Origin of the sequence: Streptomyces sp. NPDC051582, assembly GCF_040681715.1 — a bacterium.
Classification (GTDB): domain Bacteria; phylum Actinomycetota; class Actinomycetes; order Streptomycetales; family Streptomycetaceae; genus Streptomyces.
In genome coordinates, this window is the sequence record NZ_JBFAZJ010000022.1 from 12259 (window position 1) to 32498 (window position 20240).

Annotated in this window: 19 protein-coding genes; 10 read left to right on the forward strand and 9 right to left on the reverse strand. The window is 72.5% G+C overall.

Annotation, left to right across the window (positions count from 1 at the left end; genetic code table 11):
• Positions 1–48: 48 nt before the first annotated feature.
• A complete protein-coding gene (locus AB0M92_RS26045) occupies positions 49–783 on the forward strand; it encodes a class I SAM-dependent methyltransferase (RefSeq protein WP_030156375.1) in 735 nt (244 codons plus the stop codon).
• Complete coding sequence (locus AB0M92_RS26050; RefSeq protein WP_366104709.1) at positions 780–1871, forward strand: prenyltransferase; 1092 nt, start codon at positions 780–782, stop codon at positions 1869–1871. Before AB0M92_RS26045 ends, AB0M92_RS26050 begins: the two co-directional genes overlap by 4 nt.
• A 67-nt stretch (positions 1872–1938) precedes the next feature.
• Here the strand turns inward: AB0M92_RS26050 and AB0M92_RS26055 are convergent, their stop codons facing one another.
• Positions 1939–2241, reverse strand: coding sequence for a hypothetical protein (locus AB0M92_RS26055; protein ID WP_366104710.1), 303 nt, complete (start codon positions 2239–2241; stop codon positions 1939–1941).
• 311 nt (positions 2242–2552) lie between these two features.
• On the opposite strand from AB0M92_RS26055, the gene AB0M92_RS26060 reads away from it, so the two are divergent.
• Positions 2553–3062 carry a hypothetical protein gene (locus AB0M92_RS26060; RefSeq protein ID WP_366104823.1) on the forward strand — a complete coding sequence of 170 codons (510 nt, stop codon included), beginning with the start codon at positions 2553–2555 and terminating at the stop codon, positions 3060–3062.
• A 75-nt stretch (positions 3063–3137) separates the two neighbouring features.
• On the forward strand, positions 3138–3509 hold the full coding sequence (locus tag AB0M92_RS26065; protein WP_366104712.1) for a hypothetical protein: 372 nt from the start codon (positions 3138–3140) through the stop codon (positions 3507–3509).
• Positions 3510–3588: 79 nt separating this feature from the next.
• On the opposite strand, the gene AB0M92_RS26070 is transcribed toward AB0M92_RS26065, so the two are convergent.
• The 5 genes from AB0M92_RS26070 to AB0M92_RS26090 form a co-directional block, all read right to left on the reverse strand.
• Complete coding sequence (locus tag AB0M92_RS26070; RefSeq protein ID WP_366104713.1) at positions 3589–6345, reverse strand: PKD domain-containing protein; 2757 nt, start codon at positions 6343–6345, stop codon at positions 3589–3591.
• 95 nt (positions 6346–6440) lie between these two features.
• The gene (locus tag AB0M92_RS26075) at positions 6441–7451 is read right to left on the reverse strand and encodes an LLM class F420-dependent oxidoreductase (RefSeq protein WP_366104714.1); all 1011 of its coding nucleotides are present in this window, start codon (positions 7449–7451) and stop codon (positions 6441–6443) included.
• Between the two features lie 103 nt (positions 7452–7554).
• Positions 7555–8385 carry a hypothetical protein gene (locus AB0M92_RS26080; protein WP_366104715.1) on the reverse strand — a complete coding sequence of 277 codons (831 nt, stop codon included), beginning with the start codon at positions 8383–8385 and terminating at the stop codon, positions 7555–7557.
• 136 nt (positions 8386–8521) lie between these two features.
• On the reverse strand, positions 8522–9460 hold the full coding sequence (locus tag AB0M92_RS26085) for an N-acetylmuramoyl-L-alanine amidase (protein ID WP_366104716.1): 939 nt from the start codon (positions 9458–9460) through the stop codon (positions 8522–8524).
• Positions 9461–9568: 108 nt separating this feature from the next.
• A complete protein-coding gene (locus tag AB0M92_RS26090; RefSeq protein ID WP_366104717.1) occupies positions 9569–10216 on the reverse strand; it encodes a class I SAM-dependent methyltransferase in 648 nt (215 codons plus the stop codon).
• A 233-nt stretch (positions 10217–10449) separates the two neighbouring features.
• On the opposite strand from AB0M92_RS26090, the gene AB0M92_RS26095 reads away from it, so the two are divergent.
• Positions 10450–11505: a right-handed parallel beta-helix repeat-containing protein gene (locus AB0M92_RS26095; protein ID WP_366104718.1), complete on the forward strand. Its 1056-nt coding sequence runs from the start codon at positions 10450–10452 to the stop codon at positions 11503–11505.
• A gap of 6 nt (positions 11506–11511) precedes the next feature.
• Here AB0M92_RS26095 and AB0M92_RS26100 read toward each other — a convergent pair whose 3' ends face one another.
• Positions 11512–12375, reverse strand: a complete 864-nt coding sequence (locus AB0M92_RS26100) for a polyprenyl synthetase family protein (RefSeq protein WP_366104719.1) — start codon at positions 12373–12375, stop codon at positions 11512–11514.
• 219 nt (positions 12376–12594) lie between these two features.
• Entirely contained in the window at positions 12595–12981 is a 387-nt protein-coding gene (locus tag AB0M92_RS26105) for an ATP-binding protein (RefSeq protein ID WP_366104824.1), read from the reverse strand.
• A gap of 135 nt (positions 12982–13116) precedes the next feature.
• Between AB0M92_RS26105 and AB0M92_RS26110 the strand changes: the two genes are divergently transcribed.
• From AB0M92_RS26110 to AB0M92_RS26130, 5 genes are all read left to right on the forward strand, one after another.
• Positions 13117–13965, forward strand: a complete 849-nt coding sequence (locus tag AB0M92_RS26110; RefSeq protein ID WP_366104720.1) for a helix-turn-helix transcriptional regulator — start codon at positions 13117–13119, stop codon at positions 13963–13965.
• Positions 13925–14185, forward strand: a complete 261-nt coding sequence (locus AB0M92_RS26115) for a DUF397 domain-containing protein (RefSeq protein ID WP_366104721.1) — start codon at positions 13925–13927, stop codon at positions 14183–14185. The genes AB0M92_RS26110 and AB0M92_RS26115 overlap by 41 nt, the downstream gene beginning before the upstream one ends.
• A gap of 113 nt (positions 14186–14298) precedes the next feature.
• Positions 14299–16221: a serine/threonine-protein kinase gene (locus AB0M92_RS26120; protein WP_366104722.1), complete on the forward strand. Its 1923-nt coding sequence runs from the start codon at positions 14299–14301 to the stop codon at positions 16219–16221.
• Positions 16222–16302: 81 nt separating this feature from the next.
• The gene (locus AB0M92_RS26125) at positions 16303–18459 is read left to right on the forward strand and encodes an acyl-CoA dehydrogenase family protein (protein ID WP_366104723.1); all 2157 of its coding nucleotides are present in this window, start codon (positions 16303–16305) and stop codon (positions 18457–18459) included.
• Between the two features lie 12 nt (positions 18460–18471).
• Positions 18472–19662, forward strand: coding sequence for a lipid-transfer protein (locus AB0M92_RS26130; RefSeq protein WP_366104724.1), 1191 nt, complete (start codon positions 18472–18474; stop codon positions 19660–19662).
• A gap of 58 nt (positions 19663–19720) precedes the next feature.
• Here the strand turns inward: AB0M92_RS26130 and AB0M92_RS26135 are convergent, their stop codons facing one another.
• The gene (locus AB0M92_RS26135) at positions 19721–20149 is read right to left on the reverse strand and encodes a hypothetical protein (RefSeq protein ID WP_366104725.1); all 429 of its coding nucleotides are present in this window, start codon (positions 20147–20149) and stop codon (positions 19721–19723) included.
• Positions 20150–20240 lie beyond the last annotated feature (91 nt).

Genomic DNA, 20240 nt, shown 5'->3' on the forward strand with positions numbered 1-20240 from the left:
CCACACCACCACCCCCGTACACCCCCGCGACCGCGAAGGCAGGACCCCGTGCTGACCGTCGATTTCTCCCGGTTCCCGCTCGCCGCAGGCGACCGCGTGCTCGATCTGGGCTGCGGCGCCGGCCGGCACGCCTTCGAGTGCTACCGGCGCGGCGCCCAGGTGGTCGCAGTCGACCGCAACGGCGAGGAGATCCGCGAGGTCGCCAAGTGGTTCGCCGCCATGAAGGAGGCCGGTGAGGCCCCGGCTGGCGCCACCGCCACCGCCATGGAGGGCGACGCGCTGGCCCTGCCGTTCCCCGACGAGTCCTTCGACGTCGTCATCATCTCCGAGGTGATGGAGCACATCCCCGACGACAAGGGCGTGCTCGCCGAGATGGTCCGCGTCCTCAAGCCCGGCGGCCGCATCGCCATCACCGTCCCGCGCTACGGCCCGGAGAAGATCTGCTGGGCGCTGAGCGACGCGTACCACGAGGTCGAGGGCGGCCACATCCGCATCTACAAGGCCGACGAGCTGCTCGGGAAGATGGAGGCCGCCGGCCTCAAGCCGTACGGCACCCACCACGCCCACGGGCTGCACTCCCCGTACTGGTGGCTCAAGTGCGCGTTCGGCGTCGACAACGACAAGGCGCTGCCGGTGAAGGCGTACCACAAGCTGCTGGTCTGGGACATCATGAAGAAGCCGCTGGCCACGCGCCTCGCGGAGCAGGCGCTCAACCCGGTCATCGGCAAGAGCTTCGTGGCCTACGCGACGAAGCCGCACCTTCCCGTCGGCGCGGCGAAGTGAGCTCGCCCGGGCGCACCGAACGTCTCGCCCTGGACGGGGTGCTGACCGCCGAGGAGGCCGCCGCGACGGTGGCCGGGATCCTCGCCGCGCAGCGCTCCGACGGGGCCATCCCCTGGTTCCGGGGCCACCACCTGGACCCGTGGGACCACACCGAGGCCGCGATGGCCCTCGACGTCGCCGGCGAACACGAGGCCGCGGAGCGGGCGTACGACTGGCTGGCCCGGCACCAGAACGCCGACGGCTCCTGGTACGCGGCGTACGCCGACCGGCCCGACGGGGTGGACACCGCCGAGCCGCAGGACGCGAGCCTGGAATCCAACTTCGTCGCGTACATAGCCGTCGGGGTCTGGCACCACTACCTGGCCACCGGCGACGACCCGTTCCTGGACCGCATGTGGCCGGTGGTCTGCGCGGCGACCGGGTTCGTCCTCGCGCTCCAGCAGCCGGGCGGGGAGATCGGCTGGAAGCGGGAGGCCGACGGCGCCGCCGTCACGGACGCGCTGCTCACCGGCTCCTCCTCGATCCACCAGGCGCTGCGCTGCGCGCTGGCGATCGCCGAGCACCGCGAGGAGCCGCAGCCCGACTGGGAGCTGGCGGCGGGGGCCCTCGGGCACGCGATCCGGCTCCACCCGGAGCGGTTCCTGGACAAGTCCCGTTACTCGATGGACTGGTACTACCCGGTGCTGGGCGGCGCGCTCGCAGGCGCCGAGGCGAAGGCGCGGATCGAGGAGCGCTGGGACGAGTTCGTGGTGCCCGGGCTCGGAGTGCGCTGTGTCCTGCCGAACCCGTGGGTGACGGGCGGGGAGTCCTGCGAACTCGCGCTGGCCCTGTGGGCGATGGGCGAGTCGGACCGGGCGCTGGAGATCCTGCGCTCGATCACGCACCTGCGCGCGGACAACGGCATGTACTGGACGGGCTACGTCTTCGAGGACAAGGCCGTGTGGCCGGTCGAACAGACGACCTGGACGGCCGGGTCGCTGCTGCTCGCCGTGGCGGCGCTGGGCGGGGACGAGGCCACCGGCGCGGTGTTCGGGGGGCTGGAGCTGCCGTCCGGACTGGAGCCCGACTGCTGCCGCCAGTGCCGCTAGCCGGCGCTGCGGGCAGGGAGGGGGCAGGCCGCCGCGGACGGGGGCCTGCCCGTACCCGAACGCGCGGTCAGCGGCGGTAGAGCCGGCCCGCGATGAGGTGGCCGATGACGAGGTAGGCCACGGCCGCCACGCCGTAGCCGACCACGACCTGGACCCACTCCCGGTCGAAGGTGAACAGGTCGTAGGACCATCCGGCCAGCCAGGTGGCGGCGTCGTGGATGAACTCCACCAGGCCGTTGCCCCGGTTGGCGTCGAGGAAGTAGAGAAGGACCCACAAGCCGATCGTGAAGGCCATCACGTCCGCCACCGCGGCGACGACCCGGCCGGCTTGAACGCCTCCTCGGGCGTGTACTCCGGTGTGTGTGCGCATGCAGCGCGTCTTGCCCCGTCCGGGTGAACCAAACCCGAACGGGTCATCCAAGTGGCGCAGCACCGGGGCCCGGGTGACGCTGCGGGAGACACCTCACTCCCCGGAGGTCCACCGTGTCGAAACCCAGCGAGTCCATATCCACCAGCACCCGGTTCCGCCGCGCCGTCACGGCCCTGCTCGTGTCCGGCGCGCTGCTCGCGGGCGCCACCGCCTGCGGCAGCGGCTCCGCCAGTGGATCCGGCGGCGGTGAGCCCGCGCGCGCGGGCATCGCGCTGTCCGTGGCCGCGCAGCAGGAGGCGACCGACGAGGCGCTGGCGGTGCAGGCGCTGACCGCGCAGGCGGCCGCCTGGCAGGAGACGGCCGACGAGGCGGCGGCCGCAGCCTCGCCCACGCCCAGCACCCCTGTGGAAAAGCAGAAGTTCGCGAAGACGCGCTTCGTCGCCAACGCGGGGCTCGCGGCCGGTGCCACCTACCAGTGGATCATCAAGCCGTACCGCGAGGGCAAGTTCAAGAAGGGCGCCAAGGGCCGTACCTTCGCCCTCGTGAAGGCGGGCCTGGCGGGCGCCTTCGCGTACAACCGGCTGAAGGCCGCGGCGGACAACGCCAAGGGCGACCCGCTGCTGTCGAAGGCGGTGGCCCCGCTGACGGCGAGCATCGAGTCCCTCAAGGGGCTGGGCTCCAAGCTGCGCAAGGGCAACGCGAGCGACGCCGACGTGACCTCCCTCCAGAACGTCATCAACGGAGTCAAGGGCGCGGGTGCGGGCGCCGGTGCCACGGTGACCGACAAGGTCCCGAGCCTGTCCCAGCTGAGCGGCGGATAGCCGCCGCCCCCTCGTACGCCGCGGGACGGCCGGGCAGCGTCGCCCGGCCGTCCCGCGGCCTGTTTCAATGGACGGATGATCGATTTTCTCCGGCGCAAGCGGCGCGAGCGGCTCGACGCCCCGACTCCGGACGGGATCCCCTGCATGGCCCGGCACCCGGCCGGCGCCGGCCGCTGGCGGATGGGCCGGGTGCGCACCGGCCCCGGCGGGGCGCGCTGGGTGCCCCGGCGCGGTGAGCCCGTACCGCTGCCCGGCGGGCGCGCGACCGGCGTACGGGTGCCCTCCGTGAAGGAGGGCATCTCCATCAACCCGGGCTCGCGCATCGTGGCCTGTACGTACGGGACCGGCACGGCGGGCGAAACCATCGAGATCGCCGTCATGCCGCTGGACCTGAGGGAACTGCTGGAAGCCGTCCCCCAGGCCGGGTCGGACACGGACACGCCCTGACACGCCCTGACACGCCGGGAGCCCCGGTCACCGCGCGCACGACGCGGTGACCGGGGCTCCCGGTGTGCTGCGGGCGGGGTCAGCCCTGGGTGAAGTAGCCGAACAGGTCGGTGATCGCGTGGGTGCTGCCGCCCCAGCTGTTGGCGACGGTGACGCGGCCGCCGTCGCCCACCGGGGTGGTGACGTGGTTGGGGACGGTGTCACCGGGACGGGTGTTGAGGCTGCTGGCGTCCGGGCGGGCGGTGCCGAACCCGTGGACGGTGAGGAAGCCGGGGCCGGTGGAGTCGGTCGCGGTGACGTTAAGCGCCGCGCCGATCGCGTTCACCGGGATCCCGGAGACGGTGGTCGTCGCGCCGGGGGCCAGCTTCCCGGTGCTGCGGGTGTCGGCGAGGCGCTGGGGGACGACGGGGGTGAACAGGCCCTTGCCGTCCTTCGCGTAGTAGCCGACGGCGTCCAGGACCAGGTGGGTGGAGCCGGTGTTGGTGTAGAGGGTGATGGTGCCGTTCGGGCCGACGGGGACGATGGCCTGGTTGGACTTGTCCTTGCCCCGTTCCAGGTTGAGGTTCGAGGTGGCCGGGCGCGTGTCCGCCTCCGCGTAGGCGATGACGTGGGCGTTCTCCGTCGCGCCGGTGCCGGTGAGGTTGAGGGTGACGGCCGTGGCGTCGGCGGGGATGCCGTTCACGCCGGCGACCTTCACCGTACGGGTCTGGCCGCCGCCCAGGGCGCCGCCCGCGGTACGGGTGTCGAGGACGCGGGCCGGGGCGAGCGGGGTGAACCGCTGCCCGGCGTTCGGCTGGTAGTGGCCGACGTAGTCCACGATGATCGCGGCCTTGCCGGAGTTGAGCTGCGCGGAGACCTTGCCGTCGGCGCCGACGGGCACGGTGACGGTGTTGGAGGAGGTGCCGCCCGCCTTGACGTTGACGTTCGAGGTGACCGGGCGGGACTGGCCCGAGGGCCAGACGCCGAGGTGGGTGTCCTCGGTGGCGCCGGTGACGGTCACGTTCAGGACCACGGCGGAGGCGCCGGCCGTGTGGTGCGGGCCGGAGCTGTAGTAGTGGACGGGAACGTCGATCGGGGTGGCGCTGCCGCCCTCGACGGGGGAGCCGGTCGTCCGGGTGTCCAGGATGCGGGTCGGGCGGACGGCGGTGTAGCCGGCCGGGGTGTAGGCGACCTGCACGGTCCGCTCGGCGCTGGAGGTGGCCCCCTTGACGTCCGTGAGGGTCACGGTGACCTTGTACGCGCCGGGCTGCTTGTAGGCGTGCTGGGCCGGGCCGAACGGGATGCCGGTCTCCTTCGCCCCGTCGCCGTAGTCCACGTCCATCCGTGCGATCGGCCACGGGGCGGTGTCGCTCTGCGGGTCGACCTGGACGGACAGCGGCTTCACGAGCCGGTTCGGGTCGCTCGCGCTCGGCAGGTACGGCTGCGCGGTGAAGGCCGTGGCCAGCGGGGTGGCCGCGGTCACCTTGATCTGCTGCTGGTGCTCGGTCTTCATGTCGGCGGCGTTGACCGCCACCACCTTGACGGTGCATGCGCACGGCGTCTGGTAGACGTGTTCGGCGGCGGGTGTCGTGCTGACGACCGGAGCCGTCCCGTCACCGAAGTCGAAGCGGTAGGTGAGGGCGCTGAGCCGCCAAGAATGGTCCGCGGTGGCCTTCGCCTGGACGGTGGTTCCGACCGGAGCCCAGTTCTGGGCGACCTCCAGTCGGACGGTGCGCAGCTCGTCCTGGGTCTCGCGCGCGCCGCGGTCGATGAAGCCGCCGTCCTTGCCCGTGTTGGGCACGCGCGGGTCGTCCGTCACCGGGTACCCGTTGTAGTCGGTGGGCAGGGCGCCCGGAGCCGTCGGGTCGCCGGAGTCGATGGTGGGGGAGTCGTCCGTCGGGCCGACGCCGAAGGGGGTCGGAGCCAGGAGGTCGTGCGCGCCCTGGCCGGTCGCGGCCGCGAGCGCCGACGGGGTGGCGTAACCGGTCTCGGCCCACGTGTAGGCGGTCAGCCGGTCCGCCGGGAAGCCGGCCAGCATGTTGTAGTCGACGCGGGTGCCGGCCGCCGCGCCCTGCCCGACCAGGATGCCGCTGCGGGGAGCGGCGGGGTCGGTGCACTCGCGGGTGGTGGCGGTGAGGATCAGGTTGTTGAACGCCCCGGAGCCGGTGGAGGCGCCGCGGAAGGAGACGGCCGCTTCACAGTTGAGGCGGAGCGTGTTGTTGGTGACGACGGTGCCGGGCGCGTCGGTCGCGTCGACGGAGGCGGCGATGCGGCCGTCGATCTCGTTGCGGCTCAGCACGGTCCCCCGGGAGCCGCCCTCGATCCGGACGGGGGCGACGAGCCGGCTCCTGGTCACGCGGACGTCGGCGCTGCCCTGGTCGACGACGAGAGCGGCGGAGGCGGCCACGGCGCTGTTGATCCGGTCCAGCTCGACGTCGGTGGAACCGCTCACCTGGACCCCGCCGGCGCGCATCGCGCGCACCACCACGTGGGAGGCCCCGGACACCTTCAGGGCCTTGCCGGGGGTCAGCTGTACGAGGCTGGCGGCCGTCGGCCCGTCGGCGACGAAGGTGATGGGCTTGCCCGGCTCGCCGGAGCGGTCGATGGTGACGGCTTCGGCGTACGGGGTGGCCGCCTTGATGCGGACGGTCTGACCCGGCTGCACCACCTTGGCGGCCGCCGAGATGGTGCAGAACGGGAGGTCTTTCGAACCGGGGCCGTCATCGGAGCAGTCGATCACGTTGCGGTTGTTGTCCACGTACAGAGTGGACGGGGTGTCCGCCGCGAAGGCGGTCGGTACCCCGAGAAGGGTGACCAGGCCCGCGGTCAGCAGGACGGTCGCACGAGTGGGACGCACCAGGGAGTTCTTTCCGGCAGAAGACGAATGGCGACGATCATCATCTACTTTCGGACAGTGGCTGTCACATGTGATTAGTTGCCGAGCTCGTGTGCTCAGTCGTTGAGCTCCGCGAGCACGCGCAGGGTGTGGGGGTCCGGCGCCGTCAGGAGGAGGTCGGTGACCGGGCCCTTGCGCCACAGGTCGAGGCGTTCGGCGATCCGCTCGCGCGGGCCGACCAGCGAGATCTCGTCGGCGAACGCGTCCGGGACGGCGAGCACCGCCTCTTCCCTTCGCCCCGCCAGGAACAGTTCCTGGATGCGTCGGGCCTCCTCCTCGTAGCCCATCCGCGCCATCAGGTCCGCGTGGAAGTTGCGGGCCGCGTGGCCCATCCCGCCGATGTAGAAGCCGAGCATCGCCTTGACCGGGAGCAGGCCCTCGGCGACGTCGTCGCAGACCTTCGCCCGGGCCATCGGGGCGATCATGAACCCTTCGGGGAGCTCGGCCAGCGAGGCCTGGTAGACGTCGGTGCGGGTCGGCGACCAGTAGAGGGGGAGCCAGCCGTCCGCGATGCGCGTGGTCTGGGCGATGTTCTTCGGACCCTCCGCGCCCAGCAGGAGCGGCAGGTCCGCGCGCAGCGGGTGGGTGATGGGTTTCAGCGGTTTGCCGATGCCGGTGCCGTCCTCCCCGCGGTACGGGTGCTGGTGGAAGCGGCCGTCGAGCGCGACGGGCCCCTCGCGGCGCAGCACCTGGCGGATGACGTCGACGTACTCGCGGGTGGCGGTCAGCGGGCTCGCGGGGAAGGGGCGCCCGTACCAGCCCTCGACCACCTGGGGGCCGGACAGGCCCAGGCCCAGCATCATCCGGCCGCCGGAGAGGTGGTCCAGGGTGAGGGCGTGCATGGCGGTGGCGGTGGGGGTGCGGGCGGCCATCTGGGCGATGGCGGTGCCGAGGCGGATCCGCGAGGTGTGCGCGGCGATCCAGGTGAGCGGGGTGAAGGCGTCCGAGCCCCAGGCCTCGGCGGTCCACACCGAGTCGTAGCCGAGGTTCTCGGCCTCGGCGGCGAGGTCGAGGTGGGTCCGGTCGGGGCCGCGGCCCCAGTAGCCGAGTGCGAGTCCGAGGCGCATGGTCGTCCCCTCCAGCCGTATCTGACGATGCGTCAGGCGACTGTAGGGCAACGGCCCCCCACCCGGAAGGGCGGGGGCCGTCGGCCGTACGGACGGGTCGGGCTCAGCCGCGCTGGATGCCCGAGGTGTCGTTGAGGACGCCGCGGCGGCCGTCCTGGGTCTGGGCGATCAGCGTGGCCGGGCCGCGCTGGTCCACGGCCAGGTACCAGGTGCCCGGCGCGAGCTCGGCGATCGGGGTGGGGGAGCCGTCCTCCGGGAAGAGGGGGCGGGCCACCGGGACCGCGAACCAGAACGGGGTGAAGTCCGCCGCCGGGGCGGCCGCCGCGTCCTGGGGACCCGGGCCCGGCGCCGGGTTCGGGTTCGGGTTCGGGGTGCCGCCGTACGGAGGGACCGGCTGGGGGGTGGACCCGTACGGCTGCTGGCCCTGCGGGGCGCCGGCGCCCGGGTAGCCGTACCCGGTGCCGGGCTGGGGCTGGGCCCCGTACGGCGCGGGGGCGACGGGCTTCGGCTCGGGCACCAGGCCGCCGGCCAGCGCGGGGATCTTCGCGCCGGCGACGGCCACGCCGGCCAGCGCGAGGGTGGCGAGGAAGGCGATGATGCAGCCCGCGCCGAGGTCCGCCCGGCTCGGGCTGGTGATCAGGGACCAGAGGGCGGACCAGGCGGCCGCGACCGCGAGTACCGTCCCCCACGCGGCCAGCGGGAGGCCCGCCGGCTTGAAGGTCTCGGGCTGGAAGCGGGCCGCGATGAGGAGGCCGGCCGCGATGAAGCCGAGCAGGAAGATCGTGGGCAGCACCAGGCCGTACACGTCGGTGTCCCACGCGCTCGGCATGTCGAGGCCGGTGGCGGAATAGAAGTCGAGGAACGAGGCGATGAACAGCAGCGCCGCTGCTCCGATCACCACGCCGTCGCCTCGAGTGAGGGAGCGGATGTTCACGTGTTAGGTGTCCTTCTCGGTCTCGGTCGTCTCGTGGTGCCGCGGTCGCGCACGTGCAGGAGCGGGGCGGGCGGGACCATGGTACGGAGGTTCCCGGCAACCGAGAGGATCGGGGCGGCAGGCTGTCCCGGGGGGATTACCCGCCCAAGAAGCCGACGATGCCGTCCGCGATGCCCTGGGCAGCCTTCTGCCGCCACTCCGGACTCGTCAGCAGCGCCGCGTCCTTGGCGTCACGCATGTTGCCGCATTCGATGAACACCTTGGGCCGGGTCGAGAGATTGAGTCCGCCCAGATCGTCGCGGACGACCAAGCCGGTGCCGCTGCCGAGGTAGTTGGCGGGGGCGGAGCCGGTGGTCCGGGCGAAGTTCGAGCCGATCCGCTCGCCGAGGTCCCGCGAGGGGCCGACGATCTTGGCGGTGTCCGCGGCACCGCTCTTGACCGTTGCCGGAAGGATGATGTGGTAGCCGCGGTTGCCCGAGGACACCCCGTCCGCGTGGACCGAGACCACGGCGTCGGCGGCGGCCTCGTTGCCGATGCGGGCGCGCTCGTTGATGCAGGGGCCCCAGGGGCGGGCGGTGCCGGCCTCGTGGGTGAGGACCACCTTGAGGCCCTTGGCCTCCAGTACGGTGCGCAGCCTGCGCGACACGTCGAGGGTGAACTCGGCCTCCATGTAGCCGGAGTTCGTGGTGGTGCCGGTGGTATCGCATTCCTTGCGGTTGGTCCCGATATCGACCTTCTGGTCGATCTCGGAGGTGTGCTTGAAGTTGCCGGTGTTGTGGCCGGGGTCGATGACCACCGTCTTGCCGGCGAGCGGGCCCTTGGCCTGTGGGGCGGCCGCGGAGGGGGAGGAGGCCGGGGTGGGCGAGGAGGCGGCGGCCGGCATCACGATCCGGGGCGGGCGGGCGTCGTCCGCCCCCGCTCCGGTGGTCAGCTGGACCAGGACCCACCCCGCCATGAGGGTCGGGGCGAGTACGGCGGCCCCGACGGCCAGACCGGAGCGGCGCGTGAACCACCGCCGGTCCGGGCTGACCGAGGAGGCGGACTCGGGGGAGGGGGGACTGTCGTCGTAGCGCACGTTCGCGATGCTAGACCGGCGGCCCGATGTCGGCGCGGACCGTGGGCCATCCGGGGGCGTGGTGCGCTTATCCGGTTATACGTGCGCCGTCGGGCGTGTGCCCGCGCGTCAGATGCCCGGGGCCGTGCGGCGCAGGATACGGAGGGAGTCGGTCACCGAGACCTCCTCGAAGGCGCCGGAGGCCAGGGCGCGCAGGTAGATCCGGTACGGGGCCTGCCCGCCGTCGGCCGGGTCGGGGAACACGTCGTGGATGGCGAGCGTGCCGCCCTCGGCCACGTGCGGGGCCCAGCCCTCGTAGTCGCCGGCGGCGTGCTCGTCGGTGTGGCCGCCGTCGATGAAGACGAAGCCGAGCTTGCCGCCCCAGGCCGCCGCCACCTGCGGGGAGCGGCCCACGATCGCGATGACGTGGTCTTCCAGGCCCGCCTTGTGGAGGGTGCGGCGGAAGGTCGGCAGGGTGTCCATCAGCCCGACCTCCGGGTCCACGACGCTCGGGTCGTGGTACTCCCAGCCCGGCTGCTGCTCCTCGCTGCCCCGGTGGTGGTCGACGGTGATCGCGGCCACCCCGGCCTCGCGGGCGGCGTCGGCCAGCAGGATGGTGGAGCGCCCGCAGTACGTGCCGACCTCCAGGAGCGGCAGCCCCAGCGCCGCCGCGGTGGCGGCCGCCTCGTACAGGGCGAGCCCCTCGCGTACGGGCATGAACCCCTTGGCGGCCTCGAAGGCGGCCAGGATCTCCGGCTTGGGGGTGGCGGGCGCCATGGGGTTCCTCCGGCTGTGCTGTGGTCTGGCTTCGGGTGGCTGGGCGCCCATGGTGCCTTACCGGCCGGTAGCGCACCATGGCGGGGCCGTACGGGTCGGCGCGGCCGTACGGACCGGCCGGGCCGTGCCCCGCCCGAGTGGCGGGTGGGGGCTCCCTCCTCAGGGGGACCGGCCGCGGCGCGTCCCCCTTCCGCGTCGCAGTCCGCCTATCCGATATGCGTACTTTGGCGGTCATGTTCCGACTCGGAGTCTTCGCCGCCGCGGCGGCCGCCCTCGCGACCGCGGTCGCCCTGCCCGCCGCCGAGGCCCGTGCCCAGCAGTTCGTGCCGTGCACCGCCGCCGCCCTGAAGAGCGCCATCACCACGGCCAACAACGTCGCCGGGCCCGCGCACCTCTTCCTCTCGCCCGGCTGCACGTACACGCTGACGGCCCCCGACAACCCGGGCAACGGTCTCCCGCAGGTGAACAGCGACATCACCCTCGTGGGCAGTGGCAGCACGATCCGCCGCCAGTCGGCGACCGGGTTCCGGATCTTCGAGGTCACCGCCCCCGCCGGCAGGCTCACCCTGAACAACCTGACGATCCGGGGCGGCCGGTCGGAGAGCGGCGGCACGGGCGGCGGCGGGATCGCCAACCAGGGCGAGCTCACCCTCGACTCCGTCACGGTGACCGGGAACGTCTCGGCGATCTCCGGAGCCGGCGGCGGCATCGTCAGCTCCGGCAAGCTCAACCTCCGCAACAGCACCGTGAGCCACAACGTCTCCACGAACAACGGCGGCGGCGTCTACAGCTCCGGCACCGCGAACATCGCGAACACCACCATCGCCGGCAACACCGCCAAGGACACCGGCGGCGGGCTGGACGCGCGCGGCAGCCTGACCCTCGCCGGCAGCCGGGTGACCGACAACGCGGCCCGGCTCGACGGCGGCGGCATCGCCGCCTTCATGCTGACGGGGACCGTCACGGACACCCTCGTCCAGGGCAACGACACGGCCTCGGACAACGACGGCGGCGGCGGGATCCTCAACCGGCAGTCGACCCTGACCCTGGAGCGGACCACGGTCACCGCCAACCGGGTCATCGAGACCGGAGCCACGGGCGGCGGCATCTCCAACATCTCCGGCGCCTCCCTCGTCCTGCGGAACAGCGCGGTGACGAACAACTACGCCGGCGGGGCCCCGGGCGGGATCTTCAACCACGCGAGCACCGTCTCGCTGACCGCCACCACCGTGGCGGACAACTACCCGACCAACTGCGCCCCCGGTGTGTTCGCCGGCTGCGCCGACTGACGCCTCCTACACGGCGGCCGCGGCCGGGACGGGGCGTGCCCGCAGGAGCATCCGCGCCGAGTGGTCCACGAGGTGCCGCATGACCGGCAGGTGGCGCTCGTCGCCGCCGAGTACGGAAAGCAGGCGGTGGGCCTCGCCGCGGAAGGCGTCGAGGTCCGCGGCGTACCGGTCGAGCACGTCCGGCGCGAGGAGGACGCGGCCGAGCTCCGCGCGGGCCTGCGCGCAGCGGCGGGCCGCGGTGCTCCGGCCCAGAATGTCCTCCCGGGCCTCCGGTGTGGTGGTGTCGTCGAGGGCGCAGGTGAGCAGATAGGTGACCGTCCCGTTGTGGAGGTCTTCATTGCGCCCGGTCAGGATGTCTTCCTGATCGTTGAACAACTGCCACAGAATGCCGAATATGTAACCGAACTCCCGCCACAGTTCTACTCTTTCGTCACTCGCGCCCGCGAGTAATGCCGCCATCGCCGTGATCATCGAGTAGGGCCCGCCGGATTTCCCGCGATAGGTCTCGATCACCGAGTTTCTGGTGGCGTGCGCGGCGTCGGCTTCGAGATCGATCAGCTGCCCCTCGGCGCCCACGGCCCAGCCGGTGGCGATCTCGGCCGTGAGCGCGACCTGGAGCGCGGCCGGCACCGGGAGCGAGCGGACGATCCGGATCGGCAGCACCGTGCCGCTGAGCACCGAGGCGAGCATGGCCTCGTCCTGGCTGAAGCTGTCGGACGAGGTCGTTCCGTGTCCGTCGGTGAGATCGTCGAGGTAGCAGGCGGAGGTCCACCAGAGCAGGTGCACGGCGGCCAGCGGGGCGGCCGGTCCGGGATCCCCCGTCTCGATGGCGTGCACCATCATCGGGAGCACGGAGAGGGGATGCCGCATTTTTTGATGCCTGAGGAGTCTGCTCACGGCGTTACCGGCGGCACCCGCCCCGGAGGCTGGAGTGAGGGTCGAGACGGCTGCCTCCAATTCCGCCTGGATGTCCTGGGCTACGTGCCGGTGGAGATCCACATACGTGATGCAATTCACGGTCATTTCCTTCCTGAAATGAATTGGGCTCCGCGTCAACGCCCCAGATTCGGTCATTTGGCGCGGAGGGATCTAGAGCGATTTCAGGACATGACCGGTTCGGGTCCCGTGGCACTCGAACCACACCGTCTTGCCGGTGGCCGTCGGCTCCACGCCCCAGCGGTCGGTCACGGCCTCGACCAGCAGCAGCCCCCGCCCGCCGTCGGAGAGCTCCCCGCCGCGCGCCGGGCGGACCGGCCCCGGGCAGCCGTCCGACACCTCGACCCGCAGCCCGTCCGGCCCGCACAGGATGAGCACCGAACAGCCCCGCCCGGGCACGTGCCGCACCACGTTGGAGACCAGCTCGGTCAGCGCCAGCTCGGCTGAGTGGGACAGCCCGGTCAGGCCCCAACTGGCCAGGTAGATCCGCAGGACGCGCCGCATGTGCCGGGCCGAATGCTCACTGACGGTGAAGGCCATGCGGTAGCTCTCGCCGAGTTCGGCCGCTGAAGGCTCAGTTACGTGATTCACGGCACCAGGCTGCGGTGGCGTGGTTACGCTCGGCTACAGACCGAAACGAACGCCGCAGGGCGTGTACTTGGGGGTGACCGCCTCATGGTCAACATCCGCGACCTCGACCCCAGCGCCTCCCCGCTGGACTACTACGGCTCGGAGCTCCGTCGGCTGCGGGAGGAAGCCAAGCTGAAACAGGGGGACCTCGGGAACATCGTGTACTGCACGGCCTCACTGATCGGCCAGATCGAAACGGCGAGGAAGGTCCCGACGCGGGAGTTCTCGGAGCGGGTGGACGCGGCGCTGGGGACGGACGGGGCGTTCTCGCGGCTGGTGGGGCTGGTGTTGCGGAGTCAGCTGCCGACGTGGTTCCAGCCGTATGCGGAGATGGAGGCGAAGGCGGAGTACATCTCGACCTTCCAGTCGCAGGTGGTCTACGGCCTGTTGCAGACGGAAGAGTATGCGCGGGCCCTACTGAGGGGCGGCTATCCGGATGGTGAGGATGAGCAACTGGCGGCCCGGATGGAACGGCAACGCATTCTGGCGCGTGCGCAGCCCCCAGTGCTGTGTGTGGTGCTGGATGAGGCGCTCCTCCACCGGCAGGTCGGCAGCCGAGAGATCATGCGGAACCAACTGACTCACCTGTTGGGCTTCGGGTACCAGCCATGGGTCCAGGTCCAGATCCTGCCCTTCTCGGCGGGCGAGCACACGGGGATGATGGGGTCGTTCACCCTTCTCCGCTTCGATGACGATCCTGATCTCTTCTATGCGGAGAGGTATGACTCGGGCCATATGACGGCCAATCCGCAAGTGATCAGGGAGCGTTCGGTCGGATACGCTCGCTTGCAGGCCACGGCCTTGTCCCCTAAGGACTCGGCGGCGCTGATTGCTCGCGTAATGGAGGAACGTTATGGGGACCAGCCTGCAGCTGGCGGACGTGCAGTGGCGTAAGTCGTCCTACAGCGGCACCAACGGCGGCGAGTGCGTCGAGTGCGCCCCCCTCGGCGCCGTTGCCTGGCGCAGGGCTTCGTACAGCGGTGGCACAGGCGGCGACTGCGTCGAGGTCGCCGCCCAGCCCTGCCGGATCGCCGTCCGGGACTCCAAGAACCCCGACGGCCCCGTCTTCACCGTCGGCCCCGCCGCCTTCTCCGCCTTCGTGCGCGGTCTCTGACCCCTCCCCCCTTGCCTTCGTCCTGCATCCAAATCCCCCTACCCTGTCCTGAGTTCGAACGGCCGGACGGCCATCCGGGCTTGCCGTAGGGGACCAACGGGGGACGGGGCGATATGAGCAGTGCGTTGGACGACGACGACAACGTCGACGGGGGGATCAAGCCGCTCGCGGCCCAGGATCCGGCCCGGATCGGGCCGTACCTGCTGCTCGGGCGGCTCGGGGCCGGGGGCATGGGGCGGGTGTTCCTGGCCCGGTCCGAGAGCGGGCGCACCGTCGCGGTGAAGGTGGTGCACGAGGAGCACGTGTCGGACTCGCAGTTCCGGGCCCGGTTCCGGCGCGAGATCGACGCCGCCCGCCGGGTCGGTGAGCGGTACACCGCGCCCGTCCTCGAAGCGGATCCCGATGCCGACCGGCCCTGGGTGGCCACGGGGTACGTGCCCGGGCTCTCGCTGGAGCAGATCGTGCGGCGCCACGGTCCGCTGCCCGTGGACTCCGTGCACGCCCTCGCCGAGGGGCTGCTGCGCGCCCTCCAGGACATCCACACGGCCGGGATCGTGCACCGCGACCTCAAGCCGTCGAACGTGATGCTGACCGTCGAGGGCGTCCGCGTCATCGACTTCGGCATCTCGCGCGCCCTGGAGACCTCCGTCGAGTCGCTCATCACCAGCACCGGCATGGCCGTCGGTTCGCCCGGGTTCATGTCGCCCGAGCAGGTGCGCGGGCAGCGCGTCGGGGCGAAGAGTGACGTGTTCACGCTCGGCTGCGTCCTGATGTACGCGGCCACGGGCGAGCTGCCGTTCGGGCAGGGCGCCGGCAACCAGCACGCCGTGATGTTCCAGATCGTCGAGGGCGAGCCCGCGCTGGAGAAGGTCGAGGACGAGGCGATGCGCGCGTTCATCGGCCGCTGCCTGACCAAGGGCGTCGACGAGCGGCCCGGTGTGGACGAGCTGCTGGCGGATCCCAAGCGGGTCCGTCCGGCGAAGCGGGCCGGGGCCTGGCTGCCGCCCAAGGTGGTGGCGCGCCTCGCCCAGCAGGCGGCGCGGCTGCTCGACGCGGAGGCGCTGCCGCAGCGGGAGAGTGCGCCGGAGGGGGACTCCGGGGCCGTCGACCGGGCGACGCTCGATCTGCGGAAGGGGACCGGGGCGTCCGGCGAACCGGGGGCCGGGCCGCTCGTGGGTCCGGTGGTCGGCGGGACGACTTCCGGAGGCGGGCGGCGCGAGCGGCGGTGGCGGATCGGGGTGCCGGTGGTCCTCGTGTTCGCGGTCGGCGGCGGGACGGTGGCGCTGATCGAGCCGTTCGGCAACGGTGCCGGTGATGACGCGAAGGCGGCGCCCCCGGCCGCGAGCGGGCCCGTGACCCCCGGCGCCGGGACCCCGTCCGGGGCGGCAGGCGCTTCCGCGTCCCCGGGGGCGCCGGGTTCCCCGAGCCCGTCGGTCCCGGGCGAGCAGCCCGGCCAGGTCGGCGGGGCCGTACCGGGTGGCGCGGCCGCGGGCGGAGCGGCCCCGGGCGGCGCGGGCTCCCCCGGGGGAGGGCAGGGCGGGGGCGGCAATCCCGGCGGGGCCGGGGGTACGGGGACGGACCCGGCCAAGGGGTCGGGTGCTGCGGCCGGGGGAGGGGCAGCCGCCGGGGGAGCCCAGGGCGGCGGCTCGGGCTCGACTCCCGGCGGATCGGGTACGCCGGGCGGCGGGGGTTCCAGCGGGGGTGACGCGGTCCCCTCGTACTTCGTCGGCTCCTGGAACTACGCGGCCCAGTTCAACATCGACCAGCCGGTCACGGTGACCATCGCGCGGTCCGGGGCGGTCCGGCTGATCAGCGATTCCAACATGGGCCATTGCGAGAACATCGCCAAGGTGGTCTCGGTGGCCTCCGGAGGCAGCCGGATCAACATCGGTTCGGCGGCCGTGGACAAGAGCAAGTCGAACAGCCAGTTCTGCGGGGTGCTCGACGCGTCGTTCTTCACGAAGAGCGAGCCGAGCGGAGTCCAGCACAACGTGGGGCCCGCGCACGGCGACGGCTACTACTACCAGCGGTCCTGATCACGCGCCGCCGGTAGCCGGGCGAAGGAACACATTCACCTGACCTTCCGTCAGATTGGAACGTGTTCTAGTCTGCCGCGCATGGGCATCGGAATCACGCAAGTGCAGCGGGAGTTGGCCGGGGCCGTGCGCGGCTGGGTGGCGCGCGCCGTGCCGCCCGAGGAGGTGCGCAAGCTGCTCGACACCCCGCCGCAGACCGGGGTGCGGCCCGCCTACTGGGACGCGATGGCCGCGCAGGGGCTGCTGGAGCCGCACTTGGAGGGCGGCACCCTGCTCGACCTGGCCGTGGTCGTCGAGGAGGCCGCCCGGGCCGCGCTGCCCGGGGCGTTCCTGCCGAGCGCGCTGGCCTCCGTACTGCTGGACCGGGCCGGGGCCGAGCCCCTCGCGGGACGGGTCGGCGCCGTCGCCCTCGGCCCCGGCAGCCTGACCGCCGTCGCCGTCGAGGGCGGCGGGCACCTCCTCGACGGGCTCGCGCCCCCGGTGCTCGGCGCCGGCGAGGCCGACCTGGTCCTCCTCGCCGCCGAAGCCGCGCACGGCACCTGCTGGTTCGCCGTGGACGCGGCCGCGCTGGACATCCGTACGCACGAGAGCGCCGACCCGACCCGGCCCACCGCCGAGGTGCGCGCCCGCGGGGTCACCGTCACCGCCGACCGGGCCCTCGACCTCGACGCGGCCCTCGTCCGGGACCTGGCCTGCGCGCTGTTCGCCGCCGATGCCTGCGGCACCGCCGACCGGGCGCTGCACACCGCCGCCGAGTACGCCAAGGTCCGCGAGCAGTTCGGCCGCCCCATCGGGCGGTTCCAGGGCGTCAAGCACCTGTGCGCCGACATGCTCGTACGCCTCGAACAGGCCCGGGCCCTGGCCTGGGACGCCGCCCGGGCGGCCGACGGACCGGCCGGCGAACCGGCCCACGAACCGGCCGACGTGCGCTCGCTCGTCGCCGCGCTCGCCGCCGGGACCGCCCTCGACGCCGCCTACTCCTGCGCCAAGGACTGCATCCAGATCCTCGGCGGGATCGGCTTCACCTGGGAGCACGACGCCCACATCCACCTGCGGCGCGCGATCGTCGCCCGCCAGCTGCTCGGCGCCGGGGACGGGCACCGCGTACGGGCGGTGCGGCTCGCGGCCGGCGGCGCGCGGCGGGAGCTGCGCCTCGAACTCCCCGCACAGGCCGAGAAGTACCGGGAGCGGGCGAAGGCCGTCATCGAGGACGCGCGCGGCCTCGATCCGGCCGCCGCCCGCCGGATCCTGGCGCCCACGGGCTACGCGGCCCCCTACCTGCCACCCCCGTACGGGATCGGCGCCGGACCGATCGAACAGCTCGTCGTCCAGCAGGAGCTGGCGGCGGCCGGGGTCTTGGTCGCCGACCTCGGGATCGCCACCTGGGTCGTGCCCTCGCTGCTCGCCTTCGGGACCGAGGCGCAGCGGGAGGCGTACGTCCTGCCCACGCTGCGCGGGGACGTCACCTGGTGCCAGCTCTTCTCCGAACCGGGGGCGGGCTCGGACCTGGCCTCGCTGCGGACCAGGGCGGAGCGGACGGCGGACGGGTCCTGGAAGGTCAACGGACAGAAGGTGTGGACGAGTTCCGCGCACAGCGCCGACTTCGGGATCCTGCTGGCCCGGACCGACCCGGCGGCCCCCAAGCACAAGGGGCTCGGCTACTTCGTGGTCGACATGCGGCGCACCCCCGGCATCGACGTGCGCCCGCTCAAGGAGATCACCGGCGAGGCCCTGTTCAACGAGGTCTGGTTCGACGACGCCGAACTACCCGCGGACGCCCTCGTCGGGGCGGCCGACGGCGGATGGAAGGTCGCCCGCAACACCCTCGGCAACGAGCGGGTCCACATGGCCGACCAGATGACCTTCGACACGGGGCTGGAGGCGCTGATCGCCCGCTCGGCCGAGCTCGACGGGGCATACCGGGCGCGGATCGGGGCGCTCGCCGCCGAGGCGCACGCCCTGGCCTGCATCGGGCTGCGCACCACGCTCCAGCAGGTGTCGGGGCTGGAGCCGGGCGCCGGTGCCTCCGTACGCAAGCTCGTCCAGACCCCGCACCAGCAGCGGACCGCCGAGCTCGCACTCGAACTGCTGGGCCCTGCGGGCTCGGTGCGGGAGGGGGCGGGGGAGCGGGCGGTGCACGGGATGCTCATGTCCCGCTGCCTGACCATCGCCGGGGGCACCACGCAGGTCCAGCTCAACGTCGTCGCCGAGCGGATCCTCGGCCTTCCCAGGGACTGAAGGGCAGCAGTGATGAAGTCGTACATCGTGGGCGTCGGCATGACCAAGTTCGAGAAGCCGCAGTCGCGGGACTGGCAGTACTGGGACATGGCCAAGGAGGCCGGGACGGCGGCGCTGGCGGACGCGGGGATCGCGTACGACCAGGTGGAACAGGTCCCGGTGGGGTACTGCTTCCAGGCCTCCACGGCCGGCCAGCGGGCCGCGTACGAGCTGGGGCTGAGCGGGGTCCCGGTCTACAACGTGAACAACAACTGCGCGACGGGCTCGACCGCGCTGATGATGGCGCGGCAGTTCGTCGAGGGCGGGATCAGCGACTGCGTACTGGCGCTGGGCTTCGAGAAGATGAAGAGGGGCGCGCTGGGCGGCGGAGCCGACGGGGGAGACTTCAAGACCTCGCCGGTGGCCCGGCACTACGGGATCATGGCCGCCGGGCACGGCTTCGAGATGTCCCCGCCCACCGCGCAGATCTTCGGGAACGCGGCCCGCGAGCACATGGAGCGGTACGGGACCACGGCGGCGCAGCTGGCGATGGTGGGGGCGAAGAACCACCGGCACTCCGCGAACAACCCGAACGCGCAGTTCCAGGACGTGTACACGGTGGACGAGATCCTGGCCGCGAAGCCGATCCACACGCCGCTGACGAAGCTCCAGTGCTCGCCGACCTCGGACGGGGCGGCGGCCGCGGTCGTGGTCTCGGAGCGGTTCGTGGTGCGGCACGGGCTGCACGACAAGGCGGTGGAGATCGTCGCGCAGGCGATGACGACGGACACGGAGGCCTCGTTCGCCTCCGGCTCCTGCATCGACGTGGTCGGCAAGCCGATGACGGAGGCGGCGGGGCGGCAGGTCTTCGAGTCCTCCGGGCTGGGGATCGAGGACGTGGACGTGATCGAGCTGCACGACTGCTTCTCGATCAACGAGCTGCTGACGTACGAGGCGCTGGGCATGTGCGCGGAGGGCGCCGCCGGGAAGCTGGTGGAGTCGGGCGCGACCACGTACGGCGGGCGGTGGGTGGTGAACCCCTCCGGGGGGCTGATCTCCAAGGGCCACCCGCTGGGCGCGACGGGCCTGGCGCAGGCGGCGGAACTGGTCTGGCAGCTGCGCGGCGCAGCGGGCCCGCGCCAGGTCGCCGACGCCCGCGTCGGCCTGGCCCACAACATAGGCCTGGGCGGCGCGGCGGTGGTGACGCTGCTGCGCCGGGGCTGACGCGCTCGGCCGCGTGCGGGCCGGCGGTGGGCGGGCACCCACCGCCGGCCCGCCCGGGTCAGAGCTTCTCGATGTCCTTGTGCACGATGTCGCCGAGGTGGTCGCCGGCCAGACGCACCTTGAGGGGGTGGCCGGCCGGTGCCTTGATGATCTCGTTGTGCGACTCGAACAGGCCGGTGCCGTTGCAGGAGGGCTCGCTGGTCAGGTTGGACCAGCCGTTCACGTTGTGCGGGTCGTTCCACGACACCCAGGCGCAGTCGCGCTCGCCGCTGACGATCTCCACCGAGATGATCCTGACCGAGTTCACCGCGCCGTCGACGCGCTCGTAGGTCACCCTCGCGGTGTTGTGGTGGAGGGTGGCGGTGCCGGCCTCCAGGTCGAGCGTGAGGACCGGGCCGGCCGGGGCGTCGGCAGCGGCCGGAGCCGCTCCTCCGGCGAGCGCGGCGGCCACCAGTGCGAGGGTGGCGGGCAGGACGGACACGCGCATGTTTCCTCCACGAAGCCGGGATGCGGGAGCCTCATCCTGGCGCGGCGCGCGCCGGGGGCGCTGCGGCGGAATCCGTCAATCGGTGGCCGGG